General features: G+C 28.9%; 28 protein-coding genes. 7 read left to right on the forward strand and 21 right to left on the reverse strand.

Going from position 1 to position 22,439, the window contains the following annotated elements; translation table 11 throughout:
- Positions 1-2: 2 nt before the first annotated feature.
- The 4 genes from ALEK_RS11480 to ALEK_RS11495 all read right to left on the reverse strand — a co-directional run bounded on the left by ALEK_RS11480 (position 3) and on the right by ALEK_RS11495 (position 2,549).
- Positions 3-884: a DMT family transporter gene (locus ALEK_RS11480; RefSeq protein WP_228146322.1), complete on the reverse strand. Its 882-nt coding sequence runs from the start codon at positions 882-884 to the stop codon at positions 3-5.
- A 65-nt stretch (positions 885-949) separates the two neighbouring features.
- Positions 950-1,330, reverse strand: a complete 381-nt coding sequence (locus ALEK_RS11485; protein ID WP_071628183.1) for a DoxX family protein — start codon at positions 1,328-1,330, stop codon at positions 950-952.
- A 214-nt stretch (positions 1,331-1,544) separates the two neighbouring features.
- Complete coding sequence (gene rd / locus ALEK_RS11490; protein WP_071628182.1) at positions 1,545-1,706, reverse strand: rubredoxin; 162 nt, start codon at positions 1,704-1,706, stop codon at positions 1,545-1,547.
- 84 nt (positions 1,707-1,790) lie between these two features.
- The gene (locus ALEK_RS11495; RefSeq protein WP_071628181.1) at positions 1,791-2,549 is read right to left on the reverse strand and encodes an arylamine N-acetyltransferase family protein; all 759 of its coding nucleotides are present in this window, start codon (positions 2,547-2,549) and stop codon (positions 1,791-1,793) included.
- A 225-nt stretch (positions 2,550-2,774) separates the two neighbouring features.
- Here ALEK_RS11495 and ALEK_RS11500 point away from each other — a divergent pair, with 225 nt between their 5' ends.
- The gene (locus ALEK_RS11500) at positions 2,775-3,944 is read left to right on the forward strand and encodes a fatty acid desaturase family protein (protein ID WP_071628180.1); all 1,170 of its coding nucleotides are present in this window, start codon (positions 2,775-2,777) and stop codon (positions 3,942-3,944) included.
- A 75-nt stretch (positions 3,945-4,019) separates the two neighbouring features.
- Complete coding sequence (locus ALEK_RS11505) at positions 4,020-4,796, forward strand: patatin-like phospholipase family protein (protein WP_083574718.1); 777 nt, start codon at positions 4,020-4,022, stop codon at positions 4,794-4,796.
- Here the strand turns inward: ALEK_RS11505 and ALEK_RS11510 are convergent.
- The 5 genes from ALEK_RS11510 to ALEK_RS11530 form a co-directional block, all read right to left on the reverse strand.
- Positions 4,789-5,370 (reverse strand): pseudouridine synthase, encoded by a 582-nt coding sequence (locus ALEK_RS11510; RefSeq protein WP_071628178.1) that lies wholly within the window; start codon positions 5,368-5,370, stop codon positions 4,789-4,791. The two genes, ALEK_RS11505 and ALEK_RS11510, sit on opposite strands and share 8 nt — an antisense overlap.
- A gap of 45 nt (positions 5,371-5,415) precedes the next feature.
- A complete protein-coding gene (locus ALEK_RS11515; protein ID WP_071628177.1) occupies positions 5,416-5,676 on the reverse strand; it encodes a hypothetical protein in 261 nt (86 codons plus the stop codon).
- A gap of 7 nt (positions 5,677-5,683) precedes the next feature.
- Positions 5,684-6,001 carry a hypothetical protein gene (locus tag ALEK_RS11520; protein ID WP_228146321.1) on the reverse strand — a complete coding sequence of 106 codons (318 nt, stop codon included), beginning with the start codon at positions 5,999-6,001 and terminating at the stop codon, positions 5,684-5,686.
- A 35-nt stretch (positions 6,002-6,036) separates the two neighbouring features.
- Positions 6,037-6,429, reverse strand: a complete 393-nt coding sequence (locus ALEK_RS11525) for a NifB/NifX family molybdenum-iron cluster-binding protein (RefSeq protein ID WP_071628175.1) — start codon at positions 6,427-6,429, stop codon at positions 6,037-6,039.
- A 105-nt stretch (positions 6,430-6,534) separates the two neighbouring features.
- A complete protein-coding gene (locus ALEK_RS11530) occupies positions 6,535-7,176 on the reverse strand; it encodes a hypothetical protein (protein WP_071628174.1) in 642 nt (213 codons plus the stop codon).
- Positions 7,177-7,286: 110 nt separating this feature from the next.
- On the opposite strand from ALEK_RS11530, the gene ALEK_RS11535 reads away from it, so the two are divergent.
- The 4 genes from ALEK_RS11535 (at position 7,287) to ALEK_RS11550 (ending at position 9,504) form a co-directional block, all read left to right on the forward strand.
- Positions 7,287-7,859, forward strand: a complete 573-nt coding sequence (locus ALEK_RS11535) for an ankyrin repeat domain-containing protein (protein WP_071628173.1) — start codon at positions 7,287-7,289, stop codon at positions 7,857-7,859.
- Between the two features lie 17 nt (positions 7,860-7,876).
- Positions 7,877-8,332, forward strand: coding sequence for a superoxide dismutase, Ni (sodN, locus tag ALEK_RS11540; RefSeq protein WP_071628172.1), 456 nt, complete (start codon positions 7,877-7,879; stop codon positions 8,330-8,332).
- Complete coding sequence (locus ALEK_RS11545) at positions 8,332-8,613, forward strand: S26 family signal peptidase (protein ID WP_071628171.1); 282 nt, start codon at positions 8,332-8,334, stop codon at positions 8,611-8,613. The genes sodN and ALEK_RS11545 overlap by 1 nt, the downstream gene beginning before the upstream one ends.
- 87 nt (positions 8,614-8,700) lie before the next feature.
- Positions 8,701-9,504 carry a TerB family tellurite resistance protein gene (locus ALEK_RS11550; RefSeq protein ID WP_083574717.1) on the forward strand — a complete coding sequence of 268 codons (804 nt, stop codon included), beginning with the start codon at positions 8,701-8,703 and terminating at the stop codon, positions 9,502-9,504.
- Positions 9,505-9,548: 44 nt separating this feature from the next.
- Here ALEK_RS11550 and ALEK_RS11555 read toward each other — a convergent pair whose 3' ends face one another.
- The 11 genes from ALEK_RS11555 to nadB all read right to left on the reverse strand — a co-directional run bounded on the left by ALEK_RS11555 (position 9,549) and on the right by nadB (position 21,067).
- Positions 9,549-10,616 (reverse strand): SMP-30/gluconolactonase/LRE family protein, encoded by a 1,068-nt coding sequence (locus ALEK_RS11555; RefSeq protein ID WP_071628170.1) that lies wholly within the window; start codon positions 10,614-10,616, stop codon positions 9,549-9,551.
- Positions 10,617-10,699: 83 nt separating this feature from the next.
- Positions 10,700-11,176, reverse strand: coding sequence for a hypothetical protein (locus ALEK_RS11560; RefSeq protein ID WP_071628169.1), 477 nt, complete (start codon positions 11,174-11,176; stop codon positions 10,700-10,702).
- 72 nt (positions 11,177-11,248) lie between these two features.
- Positions 11,249-12,415, reverse strand: a complete 1,167-nt coding sequence (locus ALEK_RS11565) for a winged helix-turn-helix domain-containing protein (protein ID WP_071628168.1) — start codon at positions 12,413-12,415, stop codon at positions 11,249-11,251.
- A gap of 138 nt (positions 12,416-12,553) precedes the next feature.
- The gene (locus ALEK_RS11570) at positions 12,554-12,919 is read right to left on the reverse strand and encodes a RidA family protein (RefSeq protein WP_197950278.1); all 366 of its coding nucleotides are present in this window, start codon (positions 12,917-12,919) and stop codon (positions 12,554-12,556) included.
- A gap of 97 nt (positions 12,920-13,016) precedes the next feature.
- Positions 13,017-13,856 (reverse strand): DUF1853 family protein, encoded by an 840-nt coding sequence (locus ALEK_RS11575; RefSeq protein ID WP_083574716.1) that lies wholly within the window; start codon positions 13,854-13,856, stop codon positions 13,017-13,019.
- 57 nt (positions 13,857-13,913) lie between these two features.
- Positions 13,914-14,276 (reverse strand): cupin domain-containing protein, encoded by a 363-nt coding sequence (locus ALEK_RS11580; protein WP_197950281.1) that lies wholly within the window; start codon positions 14,274-14,276, stop codon positions 13,914-13,916.
- A gap of 432 nt (positions 14,277-14,708) precedes the next feature.
- Complete coding sequence (locus ALEK_RS11585) at positions 14,709-16,124, reverse strand: hypothetical protein (protein ID WP_071628164.1); 1,416 nt, start codon at positions 16,122-16,124, stop codon at positions 14,709-14,711.
- A 185-nt stretch (positions 16,125-16,309) separates the two neighbouring features.
- Positions 16,310-17,845 (reverse strand): glutamine-hydrolyzing GMP synthase, encoded by a 1,536-nt coding sequence (gene guaA, locus ALEK_RS11590; protein WP_071628195.1) that lies wholly within the window; start codon positions 17,843-17,845, stop codon positions 16,310-16,312.
- Positions 17,846-17,891: 46 nt separating this feature from the next.
- Positions 17,892-18,119 (reverse strand): hypothetical protein, encoded by a 228-nt coding sequence (locus tag ALEK_RS11595; RefSeq protein WP_173424137.1) that lies wholly within the window; start codon positions 18,117-18,119, stop codon positions 17,892-17,894.
- Positions 18,120-18,230: 111 nt separating this feature from the next.
- Positions 18,231-19,616, reverse strand: coding sequence for a sodium:proton antiporter NhaD (gene nhaD, locus ALEK_RS11600; RefSeq protein WP_071628162.1), 1,386 nt, complete (start codon positions 19,614-19,616; stop codon positions 18,231-18,233).
- Complete coding sequence (gene nadB, locus ALEK_RS11605) at positions 19,616-21,067, reverse strand: L-aspartate oxidase (protein ID WP_071628161.1); 1,452 nt, start codon at positions 21,065-21,067, stop codon at positions 19,616-19,618. The genes nhaD and nadB overlap by 1 nt, the downstream gene beginning before the upstream one ends.
- Positions 21,068-21,288: 221 nt before the next feature.
- Between nadB and ALEK_RS11610 the strand changes: the two genes are divergently transcribed.
- On the forward strand, positions 21,289-21,861 hold the full coding sequence (locus ALEK_RS11610; RefSeq protein ID WP_164072463.1) for a DUF721 domain-containing protein: 573 nt from the start codon (positions 21,289-21,291) through the stop codon (positions 21,859-21,861).
- Here ALEK_RS11610 and ALEK_RS11615 read toward each other — a convergent pair.
- Entirely contained in the window at positions 21,845-22,438 is a 594-nt protein-coding gene (locus ALEK_RS11615) for a M48 family metallopeptidase (RefSeq protein WP_071628159.1), read from the reverse strand. The two genes, ALEK_RS11610 and ALEK_RS11615, sit on opposite strands and share 17 nt — an antisense overlap.
- Position 22,439: the final 1 nt, after the last annotated feature.

Consider the following 22,439-nt stretch of genomic DNA (forward strand, 5'->3'; position numbering starts at 1 on the left):
TTCTATTTCTTTTTACCAACTAAATAACCACCAAAGGCAATAAGTGCAATACCTAAGAATGTAAGAATATCAGGAATAGAATCTCCAAGCATAATACCAAAACCAACAGCAAATGGGATACTAGAATATCCAATTACTCCAATAATACTAGCCTTACTTAAACTATATGCTCTTGTTAAAAACCACTGTGAAACAGTAGAAAAAACTGCCATTAAAGCAATCATAGCCCATACAAAAGGATCTGTATGTATTTTAAACTCTGCATACGGTGTAAATAAAAAGATTAATAAAGGAAGAACAGTTCCAACTCCCATAAATGAAAGCATAATAACTCTTGCATCATAAATATCTTTTATTTTTTTAATAGTTGCATAAGCAGCAGCTGCAAAGAATCCACCTAATACTCCAAAAACATGTCCTTGCGATATTTCAAAATCAAAAGGTTTAATAATAAATGCAACCCCAACAAACCCGATAATAAGAGCAAAAATAGTATGAATAGAAATTGATTCCTTCATTAAATAATACGCAAGTATTGTTACGAAAAATGGTGATGTTTTATTTAATATTACAGCTTCCCCTAATGGGATATTTGCAATTGTATAAAAGTACAATAACATAGCAATAGTTCCAAAGAATCCTCTTAGGAATAATAAGTGCATTTTTGAGAACTCAAAAGATACTGATACTTTTTTGAAGCTATATAAAATCATAAGTACCCCTAGTAAGTTCCTATAAAATACAATCTCTATTGGATCCATAGAATCTGATAGTACTTTAGCTACAGCACCACTCATTGAGCCAAGCATTGCACTTAGAAGCATAAAGAAGATACCTTTATCCATTAGTTTTAAATTTGATAAAACATTATAATTATTTGACATTTAGTTCCTTTGGGCGCATTGTAGTTAAAGTTTGTAAAAAGTAGTTTTAAATGTACTTAGATATTTTACTTATCTTCTTTTTGTCTTGTATAAATATAAGCCCATCCAATTAACAATAACTGAATTGGTAATCTAATTAAAAGTGCAGTTTCACTCATTTCTGGGAAATCACTATGGTTAAGATACATATTAACATTGGCAGGGAAAATTGCTATAAAAAGTACTATTATTGCAAAGGCTGCATTTCTTGAAGTTTTTGTAATTACTAGTAATATTCCTAATAAAATTTCAATTACTCCACTAGCATAAACGATAAACTCACCAAATGGTAAAAAAGATGGCATTGCCTTTATATAAAACTCTGTATTATTAAAATGTGCAATACCTCCTATAACTAATAAAAATCCTAATAAAAATTTAGATCCGATATATAATATTTTTTTCATAATTACTCCTATAATTTGATATTTATTTTTTCGAAGCGCGAATACTATCTCTTACGTACTTAAAATATGCTTACAGTAATTTAGGTAAGTATTATGATTTTAAAGTAAACTTGTATATATTTATAAATTTTTTGATTAGATAAAAGTAAATTTGATTTTTTGTTTTAATAAAAATAGTAAGTATTAGAAGATTTGAGGATGTATTAAAATAGAGTTATTCTAACTCTTCAAAATCCTCTTTTGGTGAGCCACAATCAGGGCATTCCCAATCTTGCGGTAATTCTTCAAATGAAGTCCCTGGCTTAATACCAGAATCTGGATCACCAAGCTTTGGTTCATAAATATAACCACGTACAGTACAAAGGTAATCTTTCATAGTAACTCCAAATTTTTGTGTATTTTAAAAGTCATTATATTAAAGTAGGATAAATTTTGTCTTAATTATATTTAGAAGAAGAATCTAAATATTAATTGTCATATTAAAATACTCTTTTAATACCTCAGCTCTATTCTCCTCTTCTATATCCCACGAACGTCTTGTATCACCCTCTTTTATTGTAATGTTCTCATTTTGCATTGTAATTCTTCCATTTTCTTTCGCTAAAGTCACAAGCAAGGGTACTTGTGTAGAAAAAGTAGAATATTTATTACTTTCAAAAACATCTGAGAAATCATCCTGTGTTTTTTCTTCTTTTGTGAAATAATACCTAGGAATCCAATCTCTATTTTTATAACTTACTAACAATGTATGTTCATTTTTATTTACTTTAATTTTATATCTATTATTTTCAGATTCTGAAATGTAATTTTCATCATTTACATTCATAGGCTCTCTTACATTCTGTCCATTTGCAACATCTACTAAATAATCAATACCATCTATTTTTACTAGAATAATCAAATGAGGATAGTCTTTTCCAATATATGTTAAATCTTCAACTTTTGCAAATATAAAATGAGCACTAAAGCCTAATGATTTTAATAAATATATAAATAATGTGTGAGATTCATAACAAATTCCACCTCTACTATTATTGACAATTTTTTCATATACATCTGATAGTTTTACACTAAATTTCCTAGCTAATGCAAAATCCAAATTTTCATAAGGCACATTCAAAATATATTGTTTTTGTAATAATTGAAGAGTTTCTAAAGTTGGCTTATAATTTTTTGAACTATCTACATTTATACGTTCAAATATTTTTTTGATTTCCATAAAAATCCTTTGTTAAATATTATATTCTTAATTACAAAAATATCTCTTAAGAAAATAATTACTTTCTTTTATTTTTTATTACCTAAAGCTTATTTTATATATAAGAAGTACTTATTCGAGTATAGAATTCACATTAGTAGTTTTTTTTGAAATTTATAGCTCATTAAAATGAAGATTACAAGTAATTTCGTGTAAAATCCTCCAATTATTATTTCAAGGAATACAGTGTCGGCAAAATATGCAAAATACGAAGATATAGATAAAGATCAACTTCAAGTTGATATTGAGAAAATCAAAGAGTCTATAGGTAAAGCAACAGTAGAGGATTTTCATCATTTACTTAAGTTAGAAAGATGGGGTAGAATCTCAACAGTTAGTGGATATTTAATTATCTTTATTTTAAGTTTTTTAGAAATTTCTTCTTATTCATTAAGTGGTATTATTTTCTGGACTTTTGCATTACTTGCAGCTACACTAATAGGTGTTGGAAATGTATCAAGATGGGCAAATGTAGCACATCCTATTTTACATGGAGCTTATGATAAAGTACCTAATGTACCTTATCGATATACAAAAGCTGGATTTGCTAAAAAGGGTAGAAGATACTTAGATTGGTTTGACTGGATTAAACCAGAAGCTTGGGTATATGAACACAATATCATGCATCATTACCACTTAGGTGAAGATACAGACCCTGATAATGTAGAAAACAACCTACAATGGCTTATTCAATCAAAAACACCAATGTGGGCTAGATACTTATTTGTATATGCTTTTGCTGGAACTTGGAAGTTTACTTATTATGCTCCTAATACTCTTAAGATTTTAGAGAACAAAAAAAGACGTAAATTAAAAATGCCACAAGTTACACAATACGAAATAAGTCCATTTAAAAGAAATGGTGCTATTTTATGGAAAGAGTATATTCTTCCATATTTCTCTGTAAAATTTGTAATTATTCCAATGTTATTTTTACCATTAGGATTAGAAGCTGTTTTTAATGCTTTTATTATTACCGTAATGGCTGAATATATTGCGAACTTACACTCATTTTTAGTGATTGTTCCAAATCACTCAGCTGAGGATATTTATAGATTTGATACTCCGCATAAGTCTCAAGGTGAATTCTACCTAAGACAAATTATGGGAAGTGTAAATTATAAGACAGGTACAAATATAGTTGATTTCTCTCATGGTTGGTTAAACTACCAAATTGAGCATCACCTATTCCCGAACTTACCTTTAAGCCAATATCAAAAGATTCAACCGCTAATCAAAGACTTATGTGCTAAACATAATTTAGAGTATAGACAAGAGAATGTTTTTAAAAGAATGAAAATGACTATTGAATTAATGGTAGGAAAAACAAACTTACTAAAAGTAGGAAATGTATAAAATATCAGTTAATAACAACAATAAGTACTATTAACTATAATATCTCTATAAATTAAAAATATAGATGAGAAAACAATGACTGATAAAAAATATAGTTTAGTTTTAAGTGGCGGTGGAGCACTTGGCATTGCCCATATTGGAGTAATCGAAGATTTAGAGAATAAATATAAAAATAAACCTTCTGAGATTATTGGTACAAGTATGGGTGGAATTGTTGCAGCTTGCCTATCTATAGGTATGAGCTGTAATGAAATCTACAAACTAATAGAAGAGTTTTCAAAAATAAGAAAATGGATAAAACTTTCTTTTGATGGAAACTCAATAATCAAAACTAAAAAATTAGAGAAGATATTTTTTGATATATTTGGAAACAAAAAAATCAAAGATACTCTAATTCCACTAAAAATAATCACAACAAAATTAAAAAATGGAAAAGTCAAAGTCTTCTCAAAAAAAGATGACGTAAAAATAGTAGATGCACTACTTGCAACTATGGCAATTCCGGGGATATTTCAAGAAAAATTAATAAATGACGAAATATACCTTGATGGTTTTTTAAGTGATAATTTGGGAATAAGATTCGCAAAACATAAAAATATTATTGCCATTGATGTATTAGGAAAAAAGGCTTATGATAAGACACTACCTAATAATTTCATCAAAACAAATAATGTAATAGAGATGTTTGAGAAGTCTATGAAACTTCTAATAATCAATCAAACACTAAAAAATAAGAACTTACTAAAAAATAAAAAGCTTACAATTATAGAACCTAATACAAAAGAGTATAAAACATATCAGTTCCATAAATATGATGAGTTATATAAATTAGGTAAGGGTTTAATTACTTAGAGAATTTTTTTAGTAGAGATTTTTCTTCTTCTATAGATAAAAACCTATGAGTTCCGCGGTCTATATCAAGACCTAAAGTACCAATACTAATTCTTGTTAGAGTGACAACTTTTAGAGGTGTTCCAAATTTTGGGTCTTTTAATGCGCCAAAAAGCCTACGAATATGACGATTTTTTCCTTCATCTATTTGAATTCTTAGTTTTGTTTTTGCTCCACCTTGCCCTATTTTTTCAACTACTAAAGCCTTTAATAAACCTTGTGGAGTTTGTACACCCTTTAGAGCTTGTGCGATATGTTCATCTGTTACATGACCTCTTACCCAAATTTCATATATTTTGACACAATTTCCAGGCTTTGTAAGATAGTTACTAATTTGTCCATCTTGAGAGAATAATAAAAGTCCCCTTGATTCCAAATCCAAACGCCCTATTGGCATCCACTGCTCATCATAAGCCCATTGTGGCAAGATATCATAAACAGTTTTTCGACCTAAATCATCTGATCGAGTTACCAAATAACCTTTGGGTTTATTAAGTGCTAGAAGTTTTGTAGAATCGTTTGTTTTATTATTCATTATTGTCTTTTTATTTGGAGTTTAGCATAATTTACTAAAGAGAGTTTATAAAATTTTTTGTTTGTGTGTTTTTGATTTTTTTAGATTAATATTTGAAAAAATACTTTTTAATTCTTCTTGGGTAAATATCATCTTTAATTTATCAGTACTTACATCTTTTAATACCATATATTTAACAGTATCAAAAGAAAGAGGAAAATCTCCATCATTTTTACTTAACAACATATTATATACCTCAGAAGCACTCATACAGTACTCTGAACATACTTTTCCTAGATGATGTATATTTTCATTTGTATTACTCATTATCTTGTTATTCTCCATTTAAAACAGCTAGAACTGTAGCTCTACTTGTTTTGAGCTCTTTTGTTATTTTTGATATATTTATATCCCCACTTTCTGTGTAATATTCCTCATCATCTAACATACTTAAAATAGTGTCTTTTTTATCAAGTATTTGCTGTGAAGTTTGCCTAGTCTCAAAAGTCAAATCTTCTTCACTCATAGTCTTAAGTGCCTCTAAATCTCTTTTTATTGTAGGTACTGTAACTTTTAGCTCTTTTGCCAAATCTTTTGGATCTTCAATACCTCGTAAAATCAAATCTCTAATAGCTATTCTTCTTGTTTTCATTTTACGTCTACGATGATATGAGATTTTCATCTTAATTATACAAACTTAGAAGATAATTCATTTAAGATTTTCGCTGCTTCAAAAGACTCACCATTATATTTGATAAGCTTTATACCTTCACTAGTAAATGACCTAGCTGTATTTTTACAAGCTTTTTTAACTACTATATAATCACATTCACTTAGAACTCTACCCATTTTATTGTGTTGTTCAATATGATCTTCATCCTCATGAGAATGTTCACAGGCATGATCTGCTTCGGGATTACTATGGTCTATATCATTTCTTGGATTTTCTTTTATTTCATTTAGTATAAACGATTTGAACATTCCTGAACCTGTCATAGTATAAACTGCGAATTTTGGAGTATGTCCTGCATTTGGGAAAAAGTTTAGGTTTTCATCTTTTACGGGAATTGCTATTTTCATTTTTATATCCTTGATATTTACTTTATCTGCTTCGTATTATTATTTGTATAATATCACAATGCAAATAAAGTATATATTCAATTCTTTTCTATAAAAATTTATTTTTTATGAAAGAAGCATATTTAATCCAACCATTACAGAAATAGCACCTACTCCTGTAAAAATTCTTGTAACATTTTTCTTTGTATTTAGTAAGTTTTTATTTACATAAAGAATAAATGCACCAAAACCTATAAATATAATACTAACACCAAAAGTAAAAGCAAACACCATAAAAATATCTACAGCAGAATTTTCAATAGCTCCTAAAGTTACAAGCATTCCTCTAACTCCACCTATTCCCATAAGTGCACCAATTGTTAAAGCTGAAGTTACATCTGTTTTTTTATGAGTATGGTCTTTTCCAAAAAAGATATGAATATGCTCTTTTCCATCATGTTGATGTTTTTTTATATTTATTCTATTTGTTGAGACTAAAAAAAGTAAATAAATACCCATACCTAAAATCACAGCAGCAGAAATAATATCTCCATATCCTAGGATTTCAGCAGACACGTTAAAGTTTTGTAAGATTTTTGCAAAAATCAGCAAAGAAACACCATGTCCAAATGCAAATAAGACTGTAATAAGTACTGTTTTAGATTTATTTTTTCCTATTGAAAAATCAGCAATAGCAGTCAAATGATCAGGGGCGAAGGCATGAAGTATTCCATACCAAAAAATTAAAAGTAAACTAAATTGTTCCATAATATATCCTAAATTAAATTGCTTGCATTATTCCATAATTGATATTAATTATCAATATACTTTAAGTTTTGTATGATAAACTTTGTTATCTTTTTATTAGGAATACAAAAATGTGTAATAATCTTTTGCTAAATCATCGACTAGAACTATCTCAATTACTCATTGAAAATATCAATAATAAAGATACTTTTGCACAACTATTACTCAATGGTGCAAATATTAATTCTCAGAATAATATGGGTTGGTGCATTTTATTTGAAACTATTTATTTAAAACTACAAGATAAAATTCAAGATTTTTTGGAATATAAAATTAATATGAATATTAGAGATACTAATGGCAGAAATGCCCTTTTTTGGTCTATTTATTTCGATAATATTGAGGCTAGTAAAATTCTATTAACTTTTGCTAGTGATTTAATTGTCTGCTCAAAACAGCAATTACATGTATTTCATTATGCTGTATATAAAAATAATTTAGCTCTTATAAAATATCTTATAGAAGAAAATCAAATAGATACTGAAACAAAGGACAATTTAAATTGTACTCCCTTAATATATGCCGCCTTATATAAAAAAACTGAGATTATTGAATACTTAATTAATAAAGGTGCCAATTTACATTGGATTGATTCAATGGGTAATTGTGCAAACTCCCTAATAAAAAAATCAAAATACAAATAAAAAACTAAAGGAAAAATATGTTTAATATAGAAATAGCAAATGCTCATTGTGATGTACCGTGTGGAATTTATGACCCAATATCTGCTCAAATAGCGGCACTTAGTGTAATTAGAATGATTGATTTAATGTCTGCATTACAAAAAAATGACAGCTTAGAATATATCAATACAATTACAAGACATATATCTGTAAAAGAAGAAGAAGCAGAAAAAGTTAAACATGAAATTAGAATTATTTGGGGAGATTTTATTAAACCACCTCAAATTGAGCAATACCCAGAAATTCATACTATTGTTCATAATATTATGATGTTAGGTAGTGCAAATAGACAACATGTATCAAGAGATAAAGCTATTGAACTTTTAGAAGCAGTTAATAAGTTTGCAGAAATTTTCTGGGAAATTAAAGGTGTTGAAATTAAAAAAGTAAAAGCAAACTACTTACCAAATGAAGAGATCGTTATTCCTGCATAATGTTCAAACTTTTTAAAATCCAAGGATTCTCACTTTTCCCTCTACTAAAAGAGGGAGAAGTAGTTCTTAGTATGAAAATCTCTTCTTTTACTAAGATTAAAATCAATGATATTGTTGTTTTTAAACATAAAGATAATAGTTTTATGATTAAAAAAATAAAAGAGACAAATGACAAGGGTTATTTTGTACAAGGAGAAAATCCAGATAGCATAGATAGCAGAAATTTTGGCGAGTTAAAAAGAGAAGAACTACTATATAAAATAATTTTTAAATTACACTGACTGTATAAGCACTTTCTATAAGATTAAGAAGATATAATTTTACGATAAATAAAGGGTCTAAAATAGACCTATTAAAATGGGTAAAATATGAAATTAAAAAAATGGATATTTATAGCAATACTTCTAGTAATATTCTACTACGCATTTATTGTTAATTTTTTTGTTACTCTTTCAATTATTGCTGGTTTATATGTGGCACTTAGAGTATATAAGTTTTATGCGAGAAAGAAGCTAAACAAACTATCAACTTCAAAAGAACTGTTTCAAAAGAGTGAACTAGGACTGTTTATTGCACTTGTTGCCAAGGTTGCTAAAGCAGATGGTAGAGTACAAGAACTAGAAGCTCAACTAATTGGTATGATGTTTGATGATATCTCAAAAGTTTTCGATGAAAAAGAAAAAACTAGAGCTATTATGAAAGAGATTTTCAATGAAGAGAAAGAAAAAGATGGGGATACAAAAGAGATAGCCCAAGAGTTAAATAAACTACTTGGAAAAGGTAAACACAAACGTAGACAATTTGTAGCCTTTTTAATTCAATTAGCCTTTGTTGATAATGGTATTGGAGAACAAGAAGAGAAAGTCTTAAGAGAGATTACTCAAGAATTAAATATAACAGCTGAAGAATATGATGCTATTGTAAATAAATTTGAAAATATGATGAAAAACAAACAAGAAACTATGAGCCCTCAAAAAGCTTATGAGATTCTAGGGGTAAAAGAGAGTGACGATATGAACACTGTTAAAAAAACATATAGAAAACTAATTCGACAATACCATCCAGATATTATAAGCTCACAAGATAAAGGTGAGAGTTATATGGAAGAAGCTACTGCAAAAACACAAGAGATAAACCAAGCTTATCAGGTTATCAAAGACTTAAAAAAATAAAATATTAAACAAGCTAGATTTATCTCTAGCTTATTTAAATACTACTATCTAGCTGGGGCTTTAACTACACCAAATCCCGGATAAGAAAGACTTCCAAGATATAATTTTCCTTTATGCTCTTCCACACTTGTTACCGGTGAGTAAGACTCTTTTGAAGAATCATGTAAATTATAAACAATCCTAGCATCTTCATCTACACCAATAGCAAAAGCATGTCGCTCAGGTGATGGTTGTAAAAATAGAGGTAATCTCATAATTACTTTTCTAAGGAATGTTTTTTCAGATAAATTATCTATAATCTCTTTTCTTTTTGATGGAAAAGCCACCCAAAAGATACCTTTTCCATTAGATGATATTCCATCAGGAATTCCCTCTAAATTATCCATAAATACTTCTGATTTACCTTTGTTCACACCGTCAATCCAAACTTTGATGATTCTGTATTCTGATGTTTCATTTATTAATACAAAAGATTGGTCAGCACTAATAGCTACACCATTTGCAAAATATAAATTATCTTTTAAAACTTTTGATTCTTTTGTATCTGGATTATATGAAATCAATCTTCCATAAGCTTTATGCTCAACTATATCAGATCTATAATCTTCTATATGCCACTTAGAAGATGCATCTGTAAAATATATAGTTCCATCTTTTGCTATATCAACATCGTTGGTAAAACCTAAAGCAAGACCATCTACTGATGTTAGAAGTACTTCAATATTTCCATCTTGTGAGATTTTTAGTAAACCTTTTTTTGCATCACATACGATTAGGTTATCATCTTTATCAAACTCTAATCCTAAAGGTCTTCCTTTTGTATCTGCAAATAGTTTTGGGTTCTGACCATTTGAGTTATATCTCATAATTCTTCCATCTTCGTATGGAGCATATATATTGCCATATGAGTCTACATCAATATCTTCTGGTCCAATACCATCATTTTTTCCAAAGATTTGTGTAGCTTCTAAATAATTGTCCGTAGTAGCACTATATGTACTTGTAGCTTTTTGAGATTTCCAAGAAACTGGACTTATATCAACAGGCCAAAAAAGAAGATATGCAATTACTAATAAAATTGCAAGAAGAAGGGTTTTTCCAATAGTTTTCATTTGATTCCTAATAAATTATAGATTTAATTTTTGGGATAGTATCTATATTTTACTAAAGAATCAATTGTAAGTACTCTTTTGTTTTATAAAACCATATACTTACAGTTATAAGAGTCATTTGATAGTATTTTGATAGCTGATTTATCTAATACATCTCGATATAATATTCCGTATCTAAACTCAACGCTTTTTGCTTCTAAATCATTTGATTTAACATAATTTTTTGCATTAGAATGAAATGCAATTATATCTTCTGAAGAGATTGATTTTGATTGTGTATCGTTTGAGCATTTGATAAGTAGTGTTTTATCATCTTTTGAGCAAAGTAAATCTATACCAAAATTATCTAGAGCATTATTGATTACTGTGTAACCTAAATCTTCATACTTTTTGATTGTACGAGATATTAGGCTTAGGCCTTGTTTTTCATTTTCTTCATTTTTTTTGATTCTATCTTTGTTACTTTTTTTATTCAAAAAGATTTTGAATAATACAATAGCCATAACTATTGGTACTAAATGCCAGATTTTAGATAATGAAGCAAGTATCATTTCACCCATTGTAGCTCTCTCCTATTTTGTTTGATTCATTGTACACTTATAAAATATAAAGTCAAGTCAATTTTTAGTTTTTTATTTTAACCAATTTACATTTTTTATATCAACTAACAAAGCAAGACTTGTCAATTCTTCATCTAGTTTCAATTGTTGTTTTTCATTCCAACCAACATCATCTTCTTTCCAAAAATTTAAAACATCTAAGCTCTTAGCTTTTCTATCTGCTTTTAGTTCAATTCTACCTATAAATTTGTTGCCTTGTAATATTGGATATACATAATATCCCCATATTCTTTTTTCTTTTGGTACAAATATCTCTATTTTATAATCAAAATCAAATATATTTTTGAATCTTACTCTATCTCTGATTGCAGGGTCAAAGGGATTTATTATACGTATTTTTGAGTTTGATTTTGAGTTTTTTAAATCTTCTAGTCTATCTTCTATATCAAGAGGAGCGAAACTATTGATATATTTTCCTTCACTATTTTCCCATTGGACTTTCACTAAATTTTCTTCGTTTTCTTTAATCCAAGTATTTACTTCTTTTGTACTTAATGAACCCCAAAAGTTTTTTATCTCTTTTGCACTTGCGACACTCATTCTATTAAGAGCTTCCATGCAAAGCCAGTTTATTTGTTCACTTTCACTTATGTCTTGTTTTAAAATATCATTAGGAATTATATTTTCACTCAAATTATAATACTTTCGAAAGCTTTTTCTATGGGCAGTTGCGAGTATTCCACAATACCACATATAATCTAGTGTAGTTTTATAAGTAGACCTAGACCACATACTTTTTTCAACTTTTGTACTATTGTCAAAGTCTTGGGAATGTACTGCACCTTGACTTTTGATTTTAGTTAAAATACTCTCAATACCTTCATCATCTAAAATATCTTTATAGTATTTTGATTTATCAAGTCTTTCTTTTGTTCTTTTGAAATGACCTTTCCAAAAGGGATAGAACTCTACGGGTAATACAGAAGCATCATGAGTAAAGTGCTCAAAAATATTCCCTTTTTCCAAAAGTAAATCATCTAACATATATTCTTTATATTTTTTGTTTCTTGACCACAATATATGATGATGTGCTCTTGTTACATTTGGGATTGAGTCTAGTTGAACAAAACCTAGTTCTTTAATAATTTGTAATACATCTAGTTTTTGATTGTTTGTATTTAGTAAGCCATTTGATTTTAACCATAAAAGTCTAATATCATGATTCGAAATTTTTATCATTTTTACTCTTTATTTTTTCAGATTGTAGCAATAATAAAAAGTTATTTATTATTGCTATTTTTATATTCCTCAGAAAGATATAGAAGTATAATTAAATTAATCATGATCAGGTAAAATCATTTCATTTTGTAATAATATTTAGTTTTTATTATCTTTATAAGCAGTTGCATTCATTGTCATTAATGCACCTTTTTTTGGAAGATCAGCTACACAAATTACTGTACGTGTTGGACAATGAGAGCCAAATTCTTCTGCATAAGCTCGATTCATTTCAGCAAAATCTTCAACATTTACAAGAAATACATGTACATGCATTATGTCTTCAAGTGAAGCATCTACATCCGCAAGCATAGAACGGAAATTTCGTACGATTTGTTTCGATTGACTATACGCATCATCCCCAGCCATTTGCGATGTTTCAGGGTCAATACCTGGAGTACCAGAGATAGTTATAAAAGGACCTGCTTTTGCGATGTGATTATATGGACCAATTGGTTCAAACATGTTGTCAGAGGTAATAGTTTCAATTTTCATATTATTATAATATCCTTTTTAATAGTTGTTAATAGAAGTAGATTCTATTATTATAATTATTAAATTATCATTGAACTAATAATTTCTTATTCTTCCACCAAGTAACAAAAAAGCTTTGAGTAGTATTATCTTTTTTATTTTTTAGCCAAACAAGTGGAGATTTTTCTCTAACTAATAATAAATCTATTTCCTCAACTGCTTTATCAAAAGAAATCCATGTATTACAAGTACTACAATCACTAATCCAATCATCACGAGATGGTAAGAAGTATTCAAACTCTTTATATTGCTCTTGACCTACAAACTCTTCACGACTTATATAAAAGCCTCTTACACAAGAGTTATTGATAACAGGTATATCTTTTCCTAATAAATGAAGAGGAACAAATATATTCCCTTTAAGACAAATCTTTTGCTCAAACGAATCTGTATCTAAACCATCTAAATACTCTTGGGTTTCGTCTTTATGTAATAATGGAAGTTGTTTGTTTTTTAGTTTGGCTAGTTTTTTTACAAAGGTATCGTTTTTATTCGGACCTATGTATCTATCTATTTCAGAAGGAATAGAATCATCATATAAATAAAACTTGTATACATGCTCAACATGTAAATACTTATTGGCTTTTTTATCATAGATAATAAAGTCCAATTCCCCAAGGGTTTGTTTGTTATTTATGATTTGGATATTGTTTTTAATTAAATCGTAGTTTTTTGACTGTTGGATATAAAACTCAAAGAAACGCTCTATTCGAACTCCCATAGTTAGATTATCTACGACATTTAATTGAGAAAAATCAAAGTCTTTTATTTCATCTATATCTAGTTGTATTTGATTTAGACCATTTAGTTCTGTGAATAAAGAAGGTGTATTCATAAAGCCTAAAAATTGGGTTTTTAAATTATTCATTTAGTATGATACTCAAAGTTGTATAAAGTGGAGATTGAAGCTAAAAGATTTATTAATTCAAATCCATTCTTGATTATTACTACTTACTGTAACATCACTTTCCAAATCTCCAGTATGCGCCGTACTAGCAGGTTCTATCATCATAAAATGAGTATCATCCTTGGCAATAGGACAATGTTCAACTCCTTTAGGAACTACATACATCTCACCTTCTGATAAAACTATATTTTCTGTTTTTAATTGTAAAGTCAGTTCACCTTTGAAAACTATAAAAAGTTCATCTTCATTAACATGTTTATGCCAAACAAGTTCACCACTTCCTTTTGCGATTTTTACAAGTTGACCATTAGATTGAGTTATTATTTTAGGTGTCCACTCTTCTGAAAAAAGCGAGAATTTTTCTTTTATATTTATCTTCATAATTTACCCTTTTAATTTTATATAAAATTGTATCAAAAAATATGGATTTAAATTAGGATATTATTGCTATAGAAAGTTTTTTGAGTTTTTTATGATAAGACTAAAATAGTATAAGGTGGAGATTGAAAATAAGTAGTGTAATTCTTATGAAAAATATAAATTTCCTATAAGAGTTACAATTACGAATACTTTTACAAGTAGGATTTGTGCGATTTTACTTTCTTTTATTTTATCAATCAAAGTTTAGCCTTTTTTATTTTTAAATATTTATTTGAAATAGATTATATATAAAATATTCTGAATAGTTTTTTATTTTTAGATGAATATATTTCATATTTCTTCCCTTGTCGATATATCTGACGTAGCTACTATTTCTTTCAAGAGTATCCATTATAAAATAATTTTATCTTTAACCTTAATATAATAAAGAAGCTATATAGGACATATCCAAGCACTTAAAGGCCTAATTACTGAATTAACATTTTGAGTAAAGTGCTCTTGCTTATAATATGCTCCAATATACAATATATATTCAAAATTACTGGATAAGCTTTTGTAAATTATATTTTTTGTTGCACAAGAATATAATAATGCTATAGATGTATATTTATCGCCTTTTTTTGCTTTTATTGTAATATATTCTCCTTCACTGATAGGGTCCGTAAAGTCATAACATTCCCACTTATTATCCCTAAGTCTTAACACAACTTCATTATTCATTTTATCAGATAATATAGATGCTCTAAGTAACCAACCATCATCTGATGCTGTACTACTAAAGGGTAATGCATTTGATATTTGTTGAGTTGTAATTAACTTTTGTTTAATAATTTGGTAATTTAAACAACTATATATTTCATTTCTAAAAGATTCTGTATTCTTATTTTCTCCCGGATGAGATATACTGATATTATTGTCTATTGTAAAAGCTTCTACGAAAATCATTGCTTGAATCAAACCTAATGCTCTAAAAAAATTACTTGGATTTTCCCAATCTTTTGATTTTGCATGAGCAAAAATATGCCTATTAAACCCAGAATTTTTTACATAATTTTCTGTATTTCTATAAAAAGAATTTTTTAACCAATTTCTGATTAGTTCTAAAATATAAATTCTTTCATTTAAAATCTTTAAATCTGAAATATTTTTATATTCTTTCGGTATCCAATTAGCACTAATAAAATGTAAATCAATTACTTTTTTATTTGCATTATCAAAACATTTATCAATTTTTTCAATAAAATTTAAATCATCTTCTTTTTTTAAACCTATAATTGAATTTAAAAAATCTTCAATTATAGGAATTAATGATGAAATTGCAACTATTTTCATTCCACTATAAAAAGCAAATACACACTCCCTAATTAATGGCACGTGCTTTGCAAATATTTCGGATTCAGTCATTCTATTTTCTATCATTGGAATGATGTTAGAAAAATTATATAATTCAGGGAGCAATCGTTCAAATTCTTCTTCATAATTTGATATATTCTCTTCGCCTAAACTATAAATTAATTCATTTACTTTAGCCATTGGAAAATAAGGAGGATAAAACCAATCAACTTTGTTCCATAATTCTTCTTCATATAGTAATATCTTTTTTTTATTTATATAATCTGGTGAATCATCAATCTTTTTTCTAGGAAATAAAGCCTTCTTATTATCAATAATAATATAAACAGCATCATATTCAAAATTGAATCCAAATTTCTCTTCTTTTATTAATGTTAAGTTGAACTTTCTAACCTCACAAAAAGACTTAATCTTTTCTAACTCAATATTATCCCATGAGCCTTTAAATCGATTAAAAATAGTAATAAATACTTTTTCCAATTCACTTAGTTTCATTATATACTCCATATAAATATTAGATTATTTTAACTAAAAAAAAGAAAAAGGTTTAAAAAAATTACAATATGAAAGGTATTTTGTTGGAAGTTTGGTGTAGATTTTAAAGAAGGCGAACAAAGGCGTACTAAAGTACGTCGAAGTTCGTATTCTTTGAAAGATGCGCCGAAATTACGGCAAAAAGATTATTCCCACTCGATAGTTGCTGGTGGTTTTGAAGAAATATCATAAACAACTCTATTAATCCCATCAACTTCGTTGATGATTCTTCTTGAGATTGTTTCTAAGATATCATGAGGAATGTATGCAAATGTTGCAGTCATACCATCAGTTGCTTCTACGATTCTAACACACACAGTGTTATCATAAGTTCTGTTATCACCCATAACACCTACTGATTTTACGTTTAATAATACTGTAAATGCTTGCCATGTTTTATCATAGTAACCAGTTGCATGTAATACGTCTAACATAATAGTGTCAGCTTTTCTTAGGATTTCTAAGTCAGGAGAATTAACGTCACCCATAACTCTAATAGCTAATCCTGGTCCAGGGAAAGGATGTCTTCCAATCATATCTCTTGGTAATCCAAGCTCTAATCCAAGTAATCTTACTTCATCTTTGAAGATTTCTCTTAATGGCTCGATTAACTCAAATGTCATCCAATCAGGAAGACCACCAACATTATGGTGAGATTTGATAGTTTTTGAAGGTCCTTTTACAGATACAGACTCAATAACGTCAGTATATAAAGTACCTTGTGCTAAGAACTCGATACCATCGTGTTTTTTAGCTTCTGTGTCAAATACTTCGATGAATGTTTCACCGATGATTTTTCTTTTTGTTTCTGGATCTGTAACACCTTCTAATTTAGTAAGGAATTGCTCAGATGCATCAACAGTAATTAAAGGAACACCTCTTGCTTTGAACATAGCTTCAACTTGAGGTCTTTCGTTTGCTCTTAATAAACCATTATCAACAAATACTGGAACTAATTGATCACCAATAGCTTCAGCTAATAATGTAGCAACAACAGATGAGTCAACCCCACCAGATACACCACATAATACTTTTTTGTCTCCAACTTGTTTTTTGATTTTGTTAATTTGCTCTTTTGCAAAAGAACCCATGTTCCAAGTTGATTCACAACCACAAATGTGTTTTGCGAAGTTTTTAAGAAGTTTTGAACCTTCATCTGAATGATATACTTCTGGGTGGAATTGGAATGCATATACGTTTCTATCAGTATTTGCAATTGCTGCGTATGGTGAGTTTTCACTTGTAGCAATTTGTTCAAAACCAGCAGGAATATTTTCTACTTTATCTCCATGTGACATCCAAACGATTTGACCGTCAGTTGTGTCTTTGAAAATTGGGTTTTCTTTTTTGAAGTCTAATTTAGCTTTTCCGTACTCATGGTGATCCGCAGGAATTACTGATCCACCGAAGTGTTGAGAAATAAGCTGCATACCATAACAGATTCCAAGAATTGGAAGACCTAGCTCAAATACTGTAGCGTCTGGATGATAAGAATCCTCAGCATAAACAGAAGCTGGACCACCTGAAAGAATAATTCCTTTAGGAGTTCTTGCCATAATATCTTCAATACTTTCAGAGTATGGTACAATCTCAGAATACACACCTGATTCTCTAAGTTTTCTAGCAATAATCTGTGTATATTGACTACCAAAATCTAAAACTACTATTGGTACATGTTTCATATTTTCATATCCTCTATGTGATTTTTCAATCATTAATAAGTGCGGATTATATCCAAAGTGGAGTAAAAATATAGTTAAGCGTTTTTTGAAGTGTTACTTTCTTTATCTTGTAAGTTAGTTTTGCCACATCTAGGGCAGGGATTTCCGGGGTTAGAATAACATGCATAACAAAATCTTGTGTCACAACCTTCACAGGTATATTTACAATGTTTACATACAAAAGTACGAGCTCTCTTTGTTTTCTTTTCTTCTTTCTTTTTAAAAAGCCATCCAAACATACGTACCCTTTTATAATATAGTTTGTTACAACAAAATTAGTTTTTCATTTGCATAAAAAAAGCTATCAAGGAAACCCCTGATAGCTTTTGTTTTTTAAGAAAAAGTCTTAGTGACCAATTCCTAGCATTTGATATTGAACATACCAAACACCAATAGATACAAAGTATCCAATTACGATTGTCCAAGCATATTTCATATGCGAAGAAAAAGTATAAATTCCGTGAAGTTTACCCATAACACCAACACCAGCAGCAGAACCGAATGAAATCATCGATCCACCAACACCAGCTGTTAATGTAACAAGCATCCATTGATCAAGTCCCATAGTTGGGTTTGCTTTAAGTACCGCAGACATAACTGGAATATTATCAACAATTGCAGATAAGAATCCAACTCCAATATTTGACCATGTAGGTCCAAGAACCGAAGGATCATACACAACTGCAGCTAATGCTAACCAACCAATAAAGTATAATGCACCAACAGCAGAAAGAATACCAAAGAAGAATAATAATGTGTTATATTCTACTTTTGCAATTGAATCAAAAATTTGAAAGTGATCTTTACCATGTCTTAATTTTAATCCATAAGAGTATACTTTAAGTACCGCTAAACCAAACATCATACCCCACATAGCTGGTAAATGTAATATTTGATGAGAAAGGACAGCACAAGCAATAGTTAAAATACCTAATACCATAACTACTTTAGCACCTTTTGCCATCTCTGGTTTTTTCTCTTTTTCCGCATCAAATGGTGGTGTCTCATTAGGAACAAACTTAGATAATAAGAATGCAGTTACTAAATAACCTAAAATAGAAGCTGGGAATAAGAATAAGAAATCAACAAATGTTCCCTTACCTGCAGTCCAAGCCATAAGTGTAGTAATATCACCAAATGGAGACCAAGCACCACCAGCATTTGCAGAAACAACAATATTAATAGCACCTGGTACTAAGAAGTCTAATCTTTTTTTCTCAATTGTAATTAAAACAGTTGCTAAAATCAGTGCTGTTGTTAAGTTATCTGCAATTGGAGATAAGAAAAATGCGATAAAACCAGTTGCCCAGAATAATTGTTTATATGTATATCCTTTTGTTACAAGTTTGTATTTTAATACATCAAATACGCCCATGTGAATTAAAGATTCTATATATGTCATTGCAACAAATAAGAAGAAGAAAATTCCAGCAATCTCTAAGATTAAGTGATTTGCTTGAAGATGAATTAGATCCATATTTAAATCATTTAGTACATAATAAATCGCAACTAAAATAAACATAAATGTACCAATAAATAACGCTGGTTTAGCTTTATCTACTTCGTATTTATCTTCCGCAGCAATAAAATAGTATCCAATAGCAAATATTAATAAACATGATAAACCGACCCACGTCATTGTTATGTCAGGGTTTTCAACATGTTCACCCCCACCACCAGCAGCAAACATTGCTACTGACATAAAAAGTAATGAAATCAAAACTTTAAACATTAATTCTCCTTGATATAATGAGCTCCAAGCGATTCTTTTCGCTTAAGAGCAGATTTTAAAATAGATTTTGCCGTAAGTAGCCTTAAAAATAACAGCCTACCCACATCTTCTTCTAAATATTTTTCTATTTGATTTAATGCAGCCTCAAGTTTGCTAGGGTTCCTAACAATAGCCACATTATCCCACATAATCTTTCTCAAGTTATTTTTGATATTTTTATCAATACCTTGATTTCGAATGTAGGATTTTATATCGTTTGTATAATTTTCATATGATATTTTAAAATCATTTTTTAAAGTATCTTCTATTGCAAGTTGCGAAAATACCAGTCCTTCAAGCAAAGAGTTAGAAGCTAATCTATTCGCTCCATGTACTCCAGTACAAGCTGCTTCACCAACTGCATATAAATTTTTCATTCCTTTTACTTTTCCATCAAGTGATGTTTCTATTCCACCCATTGAATAATGAAAAGCAGGAGATATTGGAACTCTCTCAAAAGGTAAGTCGTAACCTAAATCTTTTAAGTTAGCATATATATTTGGGAATCTTTTTTTGAAAAATGGTTTTTCAAAGTTTTCAAAAGATAGATATACACTAGTACCAGTTTTTTGGTGATAATCAAATATAGATCTACTTACTACATCTCTAGGAGCTAATTCTCCATCTTTATGATAAGCAAATAAGAATCTATTTCCATGATCATCTACAATATGAGCACCCTCTCCTCTTAAAGCTTCACTTAATAGAGGTTTTCTAGCAAAATGTGTACCTTTTACAACAGTTGGATGAAATTGCATCATCTCCATGTCTTTTAAAGCTAAACCTTTTTCGCTAATGATTCCTTGAATTTCACCTGCGATTGCTGTTGAGTTTGTATGGTATCTATATATTGAACCAACTCCACCACTTGCAATAATTGTATTATGAGCATAAGCAACTGTTTGTTCAGTCTCAGATGTAAAGTATTGAACTCCGTAACAAATATCATCTTGTATTAATAGATCATTTACAACAGCATCTGTAACAATTTGATGATGACATTGTTCTAATAAGAACATATGCATCATTCTTCCAGTTGCATCACCATCTGCATGAAGAATTCTATTTCTACTATGAGCTGCTTCTTTTGTAAAGGCTAATTCACCCTTATCATTTAAATCAAACTCTAATCCTGAATCAATTAAACTTTTTACTGCATCTTGTGATTTTTTGCTTAGTAATTCAACTGCTTGTTTATCATTATGATCAACTCCTGCAGTTAATGTATCTTGAATATGAGAAGGAATATCTGATTCATCAACAGCACTAGCTATACCACCTTGCGCCCAAAATGTATTACAATCCCATGTAGATTTTTTACATAAGACTAAAACCTTTTTATCTTTTGGTATAAGTCTTGCTGCGTTTAAACCAGCAATACCCGTACCAATAATAACGTAATCGTAAACCATTATTCTGATACTTCCCCTGTTTTCTTAACTTCTATTTGTTTGTCTTCTACATATATAGGGTCGCCTTTGAATCCGCAGCCACTAAAAGATAATATAAATCCTGCTATAATTGCATAAGTAAAATATTTGATCATAATTGTTTGTATCCTATTTTATAATATTTGCTTAATGCTACACTAGAAAAACTAATAAACACCTTACTGAAAGAGGAATATATGGGCTTGGAAGATGAATTAACTTTCAAACAAGAATTAAAGAAATCTTTTTTCTCATCTGAAGAAAAAACAGCTAATTTAAAAAAAGTTAGTTATAAACAATTTAAAACAACTAACAATATCCTAACAAACATCGCAGACCAAAGAGAGTTTGGAGAAGTAAGAAAAAGATATAAAGTACATAGTTTCCTAGAAAAGATATTAATTAAAAAAATAATGAATTATGTCTTATTTGCATTTTATAGAAAAGAAAAACTTTCAATTGCTGTTTTACATCCCGTTGCACAAACAGAATTAAATTATCAAAAAAAGATGATTATGGATTATGCAAAAATGCTTCCAGAATTTAAAGATATAAAAGAAGTTGCTGTATTTCGATATGACAAATTATACTCATTTAGTAAAAACTATGACAAAAAAGCACATGATGAATTTACTTCACCATTTAAAAAAGAACAAAAAGATGAAGTTGAACCATTTTTTAATGAAAGATCTTACGGAATTTTTGAAAATAATATAAAAGATGAAAAACTACATAAACAAGTGGAACAAATTAGAGAACTTATAAGAAACTCCTAAGTGTCTCTTCTACCCTTTTATAATTAGGACAATACACCTCTACTAAATCCCAAAATTTTCTTGAATGATTTTTGTGTTTGATATGTGCTAATTCGTGAATAACTACATATTCCATTACTTCAAGCGGAAACTTACAAAGCAAAGTATTAAAATTCAAACCATTTTTATGATTACACGAACCCCAAGTATTTTTGTTTTTTCTATATTTTATTGAAGTTGGGTAAAGTCTCATAAGTTTTGAGTGTTTTTCTACTAAATAAGGTATGTATTCTTGAATTTGTGTTTTATAAAATTTATCTACATCTTTAATATTATAAAGCTCTTTTTTTTGTATTTTTCCAAAGTATAAAAATTCGTCTTCTTTTAAAGCATTTTTTTCTAATCTTTTAATTTGCTCTAAAATCCAAGATTCTTTTTTTTGTAGTAATTTTTTTGCATCTTCTTGGGAAAAATAGATATTTGCCTTAATTTGTACTAAATCTGAGCTCAAAACTCTCAGGTAGCAATGTTTTACATGTCTTTTATTTTCTAGTTTGACATTTATGCTAATAGATTCTAATTTATATTCAAAATTCAAA

The organism is Poseidonibacter lekithochrous (assembly GCF_013283835.1).
Lineage (GTDB): Bacteria > Campylobacterota > Campylobacteria > Campylobacterales > Arcobacteraceae > Poseidonibacter > Poseidonibacter lekithochrous.

Coding starts and splice junctions, on each gene's coding strand:
- ALEK_RS11480 (WP_228146322.1), bottom strand. CDS start 884: ATGTCAAATAATTATAATGTTTTATCAAATTTAAAACTAATGGATAAA.
- ALEK_RS11485 (WP_071628183.1), bottom strand. CDS start 1,330: ATGAAAAAAATATTATATATCGGATCTAAATTTTTATTAGGATTTTTA.
- rd (WP_071628182.1), bottom strand. CDS start 1,706: ATGAAAGATTACCTTTGTACTGTACGTGGTTATATTTATGAACCAAAG.
- ALEK_RS11495 (WP_071628181.1), bottom strand. CDS start 2,549: ATGGAAATCAAAAAAATATTTGAACGTATAAATGTAGATAGTTCAAAA.
- ALEK_RS11505 (WP_083574718.1), top strand. CDS start 4,020: ATGACTGATAAAAAATATAGTTTAGTTTTAAGTGGCGGTGGAGCACTT.
- ALEK_RS11510 (WP_071628178.1), bottom strand. CDS start 5,370: ATGAATAATAAAACAAACGATTCTACAAAACTTCTAGCACTTAATAAA.
- ALEK_RS11515 (WP_071628177.1), bottom strand. CDS start 5,676: ATGAGTAATACAAATGAAAATATACATCATCTAGGAAAAGTATGTTCA.
- ALEK_RS11520 (WP_228146321.1), bottom strand. CDS start 6,001: ATGAAAACAAGAAGAATAGCTATTAGAGATTTGATTTTACGAGGTATT.
- ALEK_RS11525 (WP_071628175.1), bottom strand. CDS start 6,429: ATGAAAATAGCAATTCCCGTAAAAGATGAAAACCTAAACTTTTTCCCA.
- ALEK_RS11530 (WP_071628174.1), bottom strand. CDS start 7,176: ATGGAACAATTTAGTTTACTTTTAATTTTTTGGTATGGAATACTTCAT.
- ALEK_RS11535 (WP_071628173.1), top strand. CDS start 7,287: ATGTGTAATAATCTTTTGCTAAATCATCGACTAGAACTATCTCAATTA.
- sodN (WP_071628172.1), top strand. CDS start 7,877: ATGTTTAATATAGAAATAGCAAATGCTCATTGTGATGTACCGTGTGGA.
- ALEK_RS11545 (WP_071628171.1), top strand. CDS start 8,332: ATGTTCAAACTTTTTAAAATCCAAGGATTCTCACTTTTCCCTCTACTA.
- ALEK_RS11550 (WP_083574717.1), top strand. CDS start 8,701: ATGAAATTAAAAAAATGGATATTTATAGCAATACTTCTAGTAATATTC.
- ALEK_RS11555 (WP_071628170.1), bottom strand. CDS start 10,616: ATGAAAACTATTGGAAAAACCCTTCTTCTTGCAATTTTATTAGTAATT.
- ALEK_RS11560 (WP_071628169.1), bottom strand. CDS start 11,176: ATGGGTGAAATGATACTTGCTTCATTATCTAAAATCTGGCATTTAGTA.
- ALEK_RS11565 (WP_071628168.1), bottom strand. CDS start 12,415: ATGATAAAAATTTCGAATCATGATATTAGACTTTTATGGTTAAAATCA.
- ALEK_RS11570 (WP_197950278.1), bottom strand. CDS start 12,919: ATGTTTGAACCAATTGGTCCATATAATCACATCGCAAAAGCAGGTCCT.
- ALEK_RS11575 (WP_083574716.1), bottom strand. CDS start 13,856: ATGAATAATTTAAAAACCCAATTTTTAGGCTTTATGAATACACCTTCT.
- ALEK_RS11580 (WP_197950281.1), bottom strand. CDS start 14,276: ATGAAGATAAATATAAAAGAAAAATTCTCGCTTTTTTCAGAAGAGTGG.
- ALEK_RS11585 (WP_071628164.1), bottom strand. CDS start 16,124: ATGAAACTAAGTGAATTGGAAAAAGTATTTATTACTATTTTTAATCGA.
- guaA (WP_071628195.1), bottom strand. CDS start 17,845: ATGAAACATGTACCAATAGTAGTTTTAGATTTTGGTAGTCAATATACA.
- nhaD (WP_071628162.1), bottom strand. CDS start 19,616: ATGTTTAAAGTTTTGATTTCATTACTTTTTATGTCAGTAGCAATGTTT.
- nadB (WP_071628161.1), bottom strand. CDS start 21,067: ATGGTTTACGATTACGTTATTATTGGTACGGGTATTGCTGGTTTAAAC.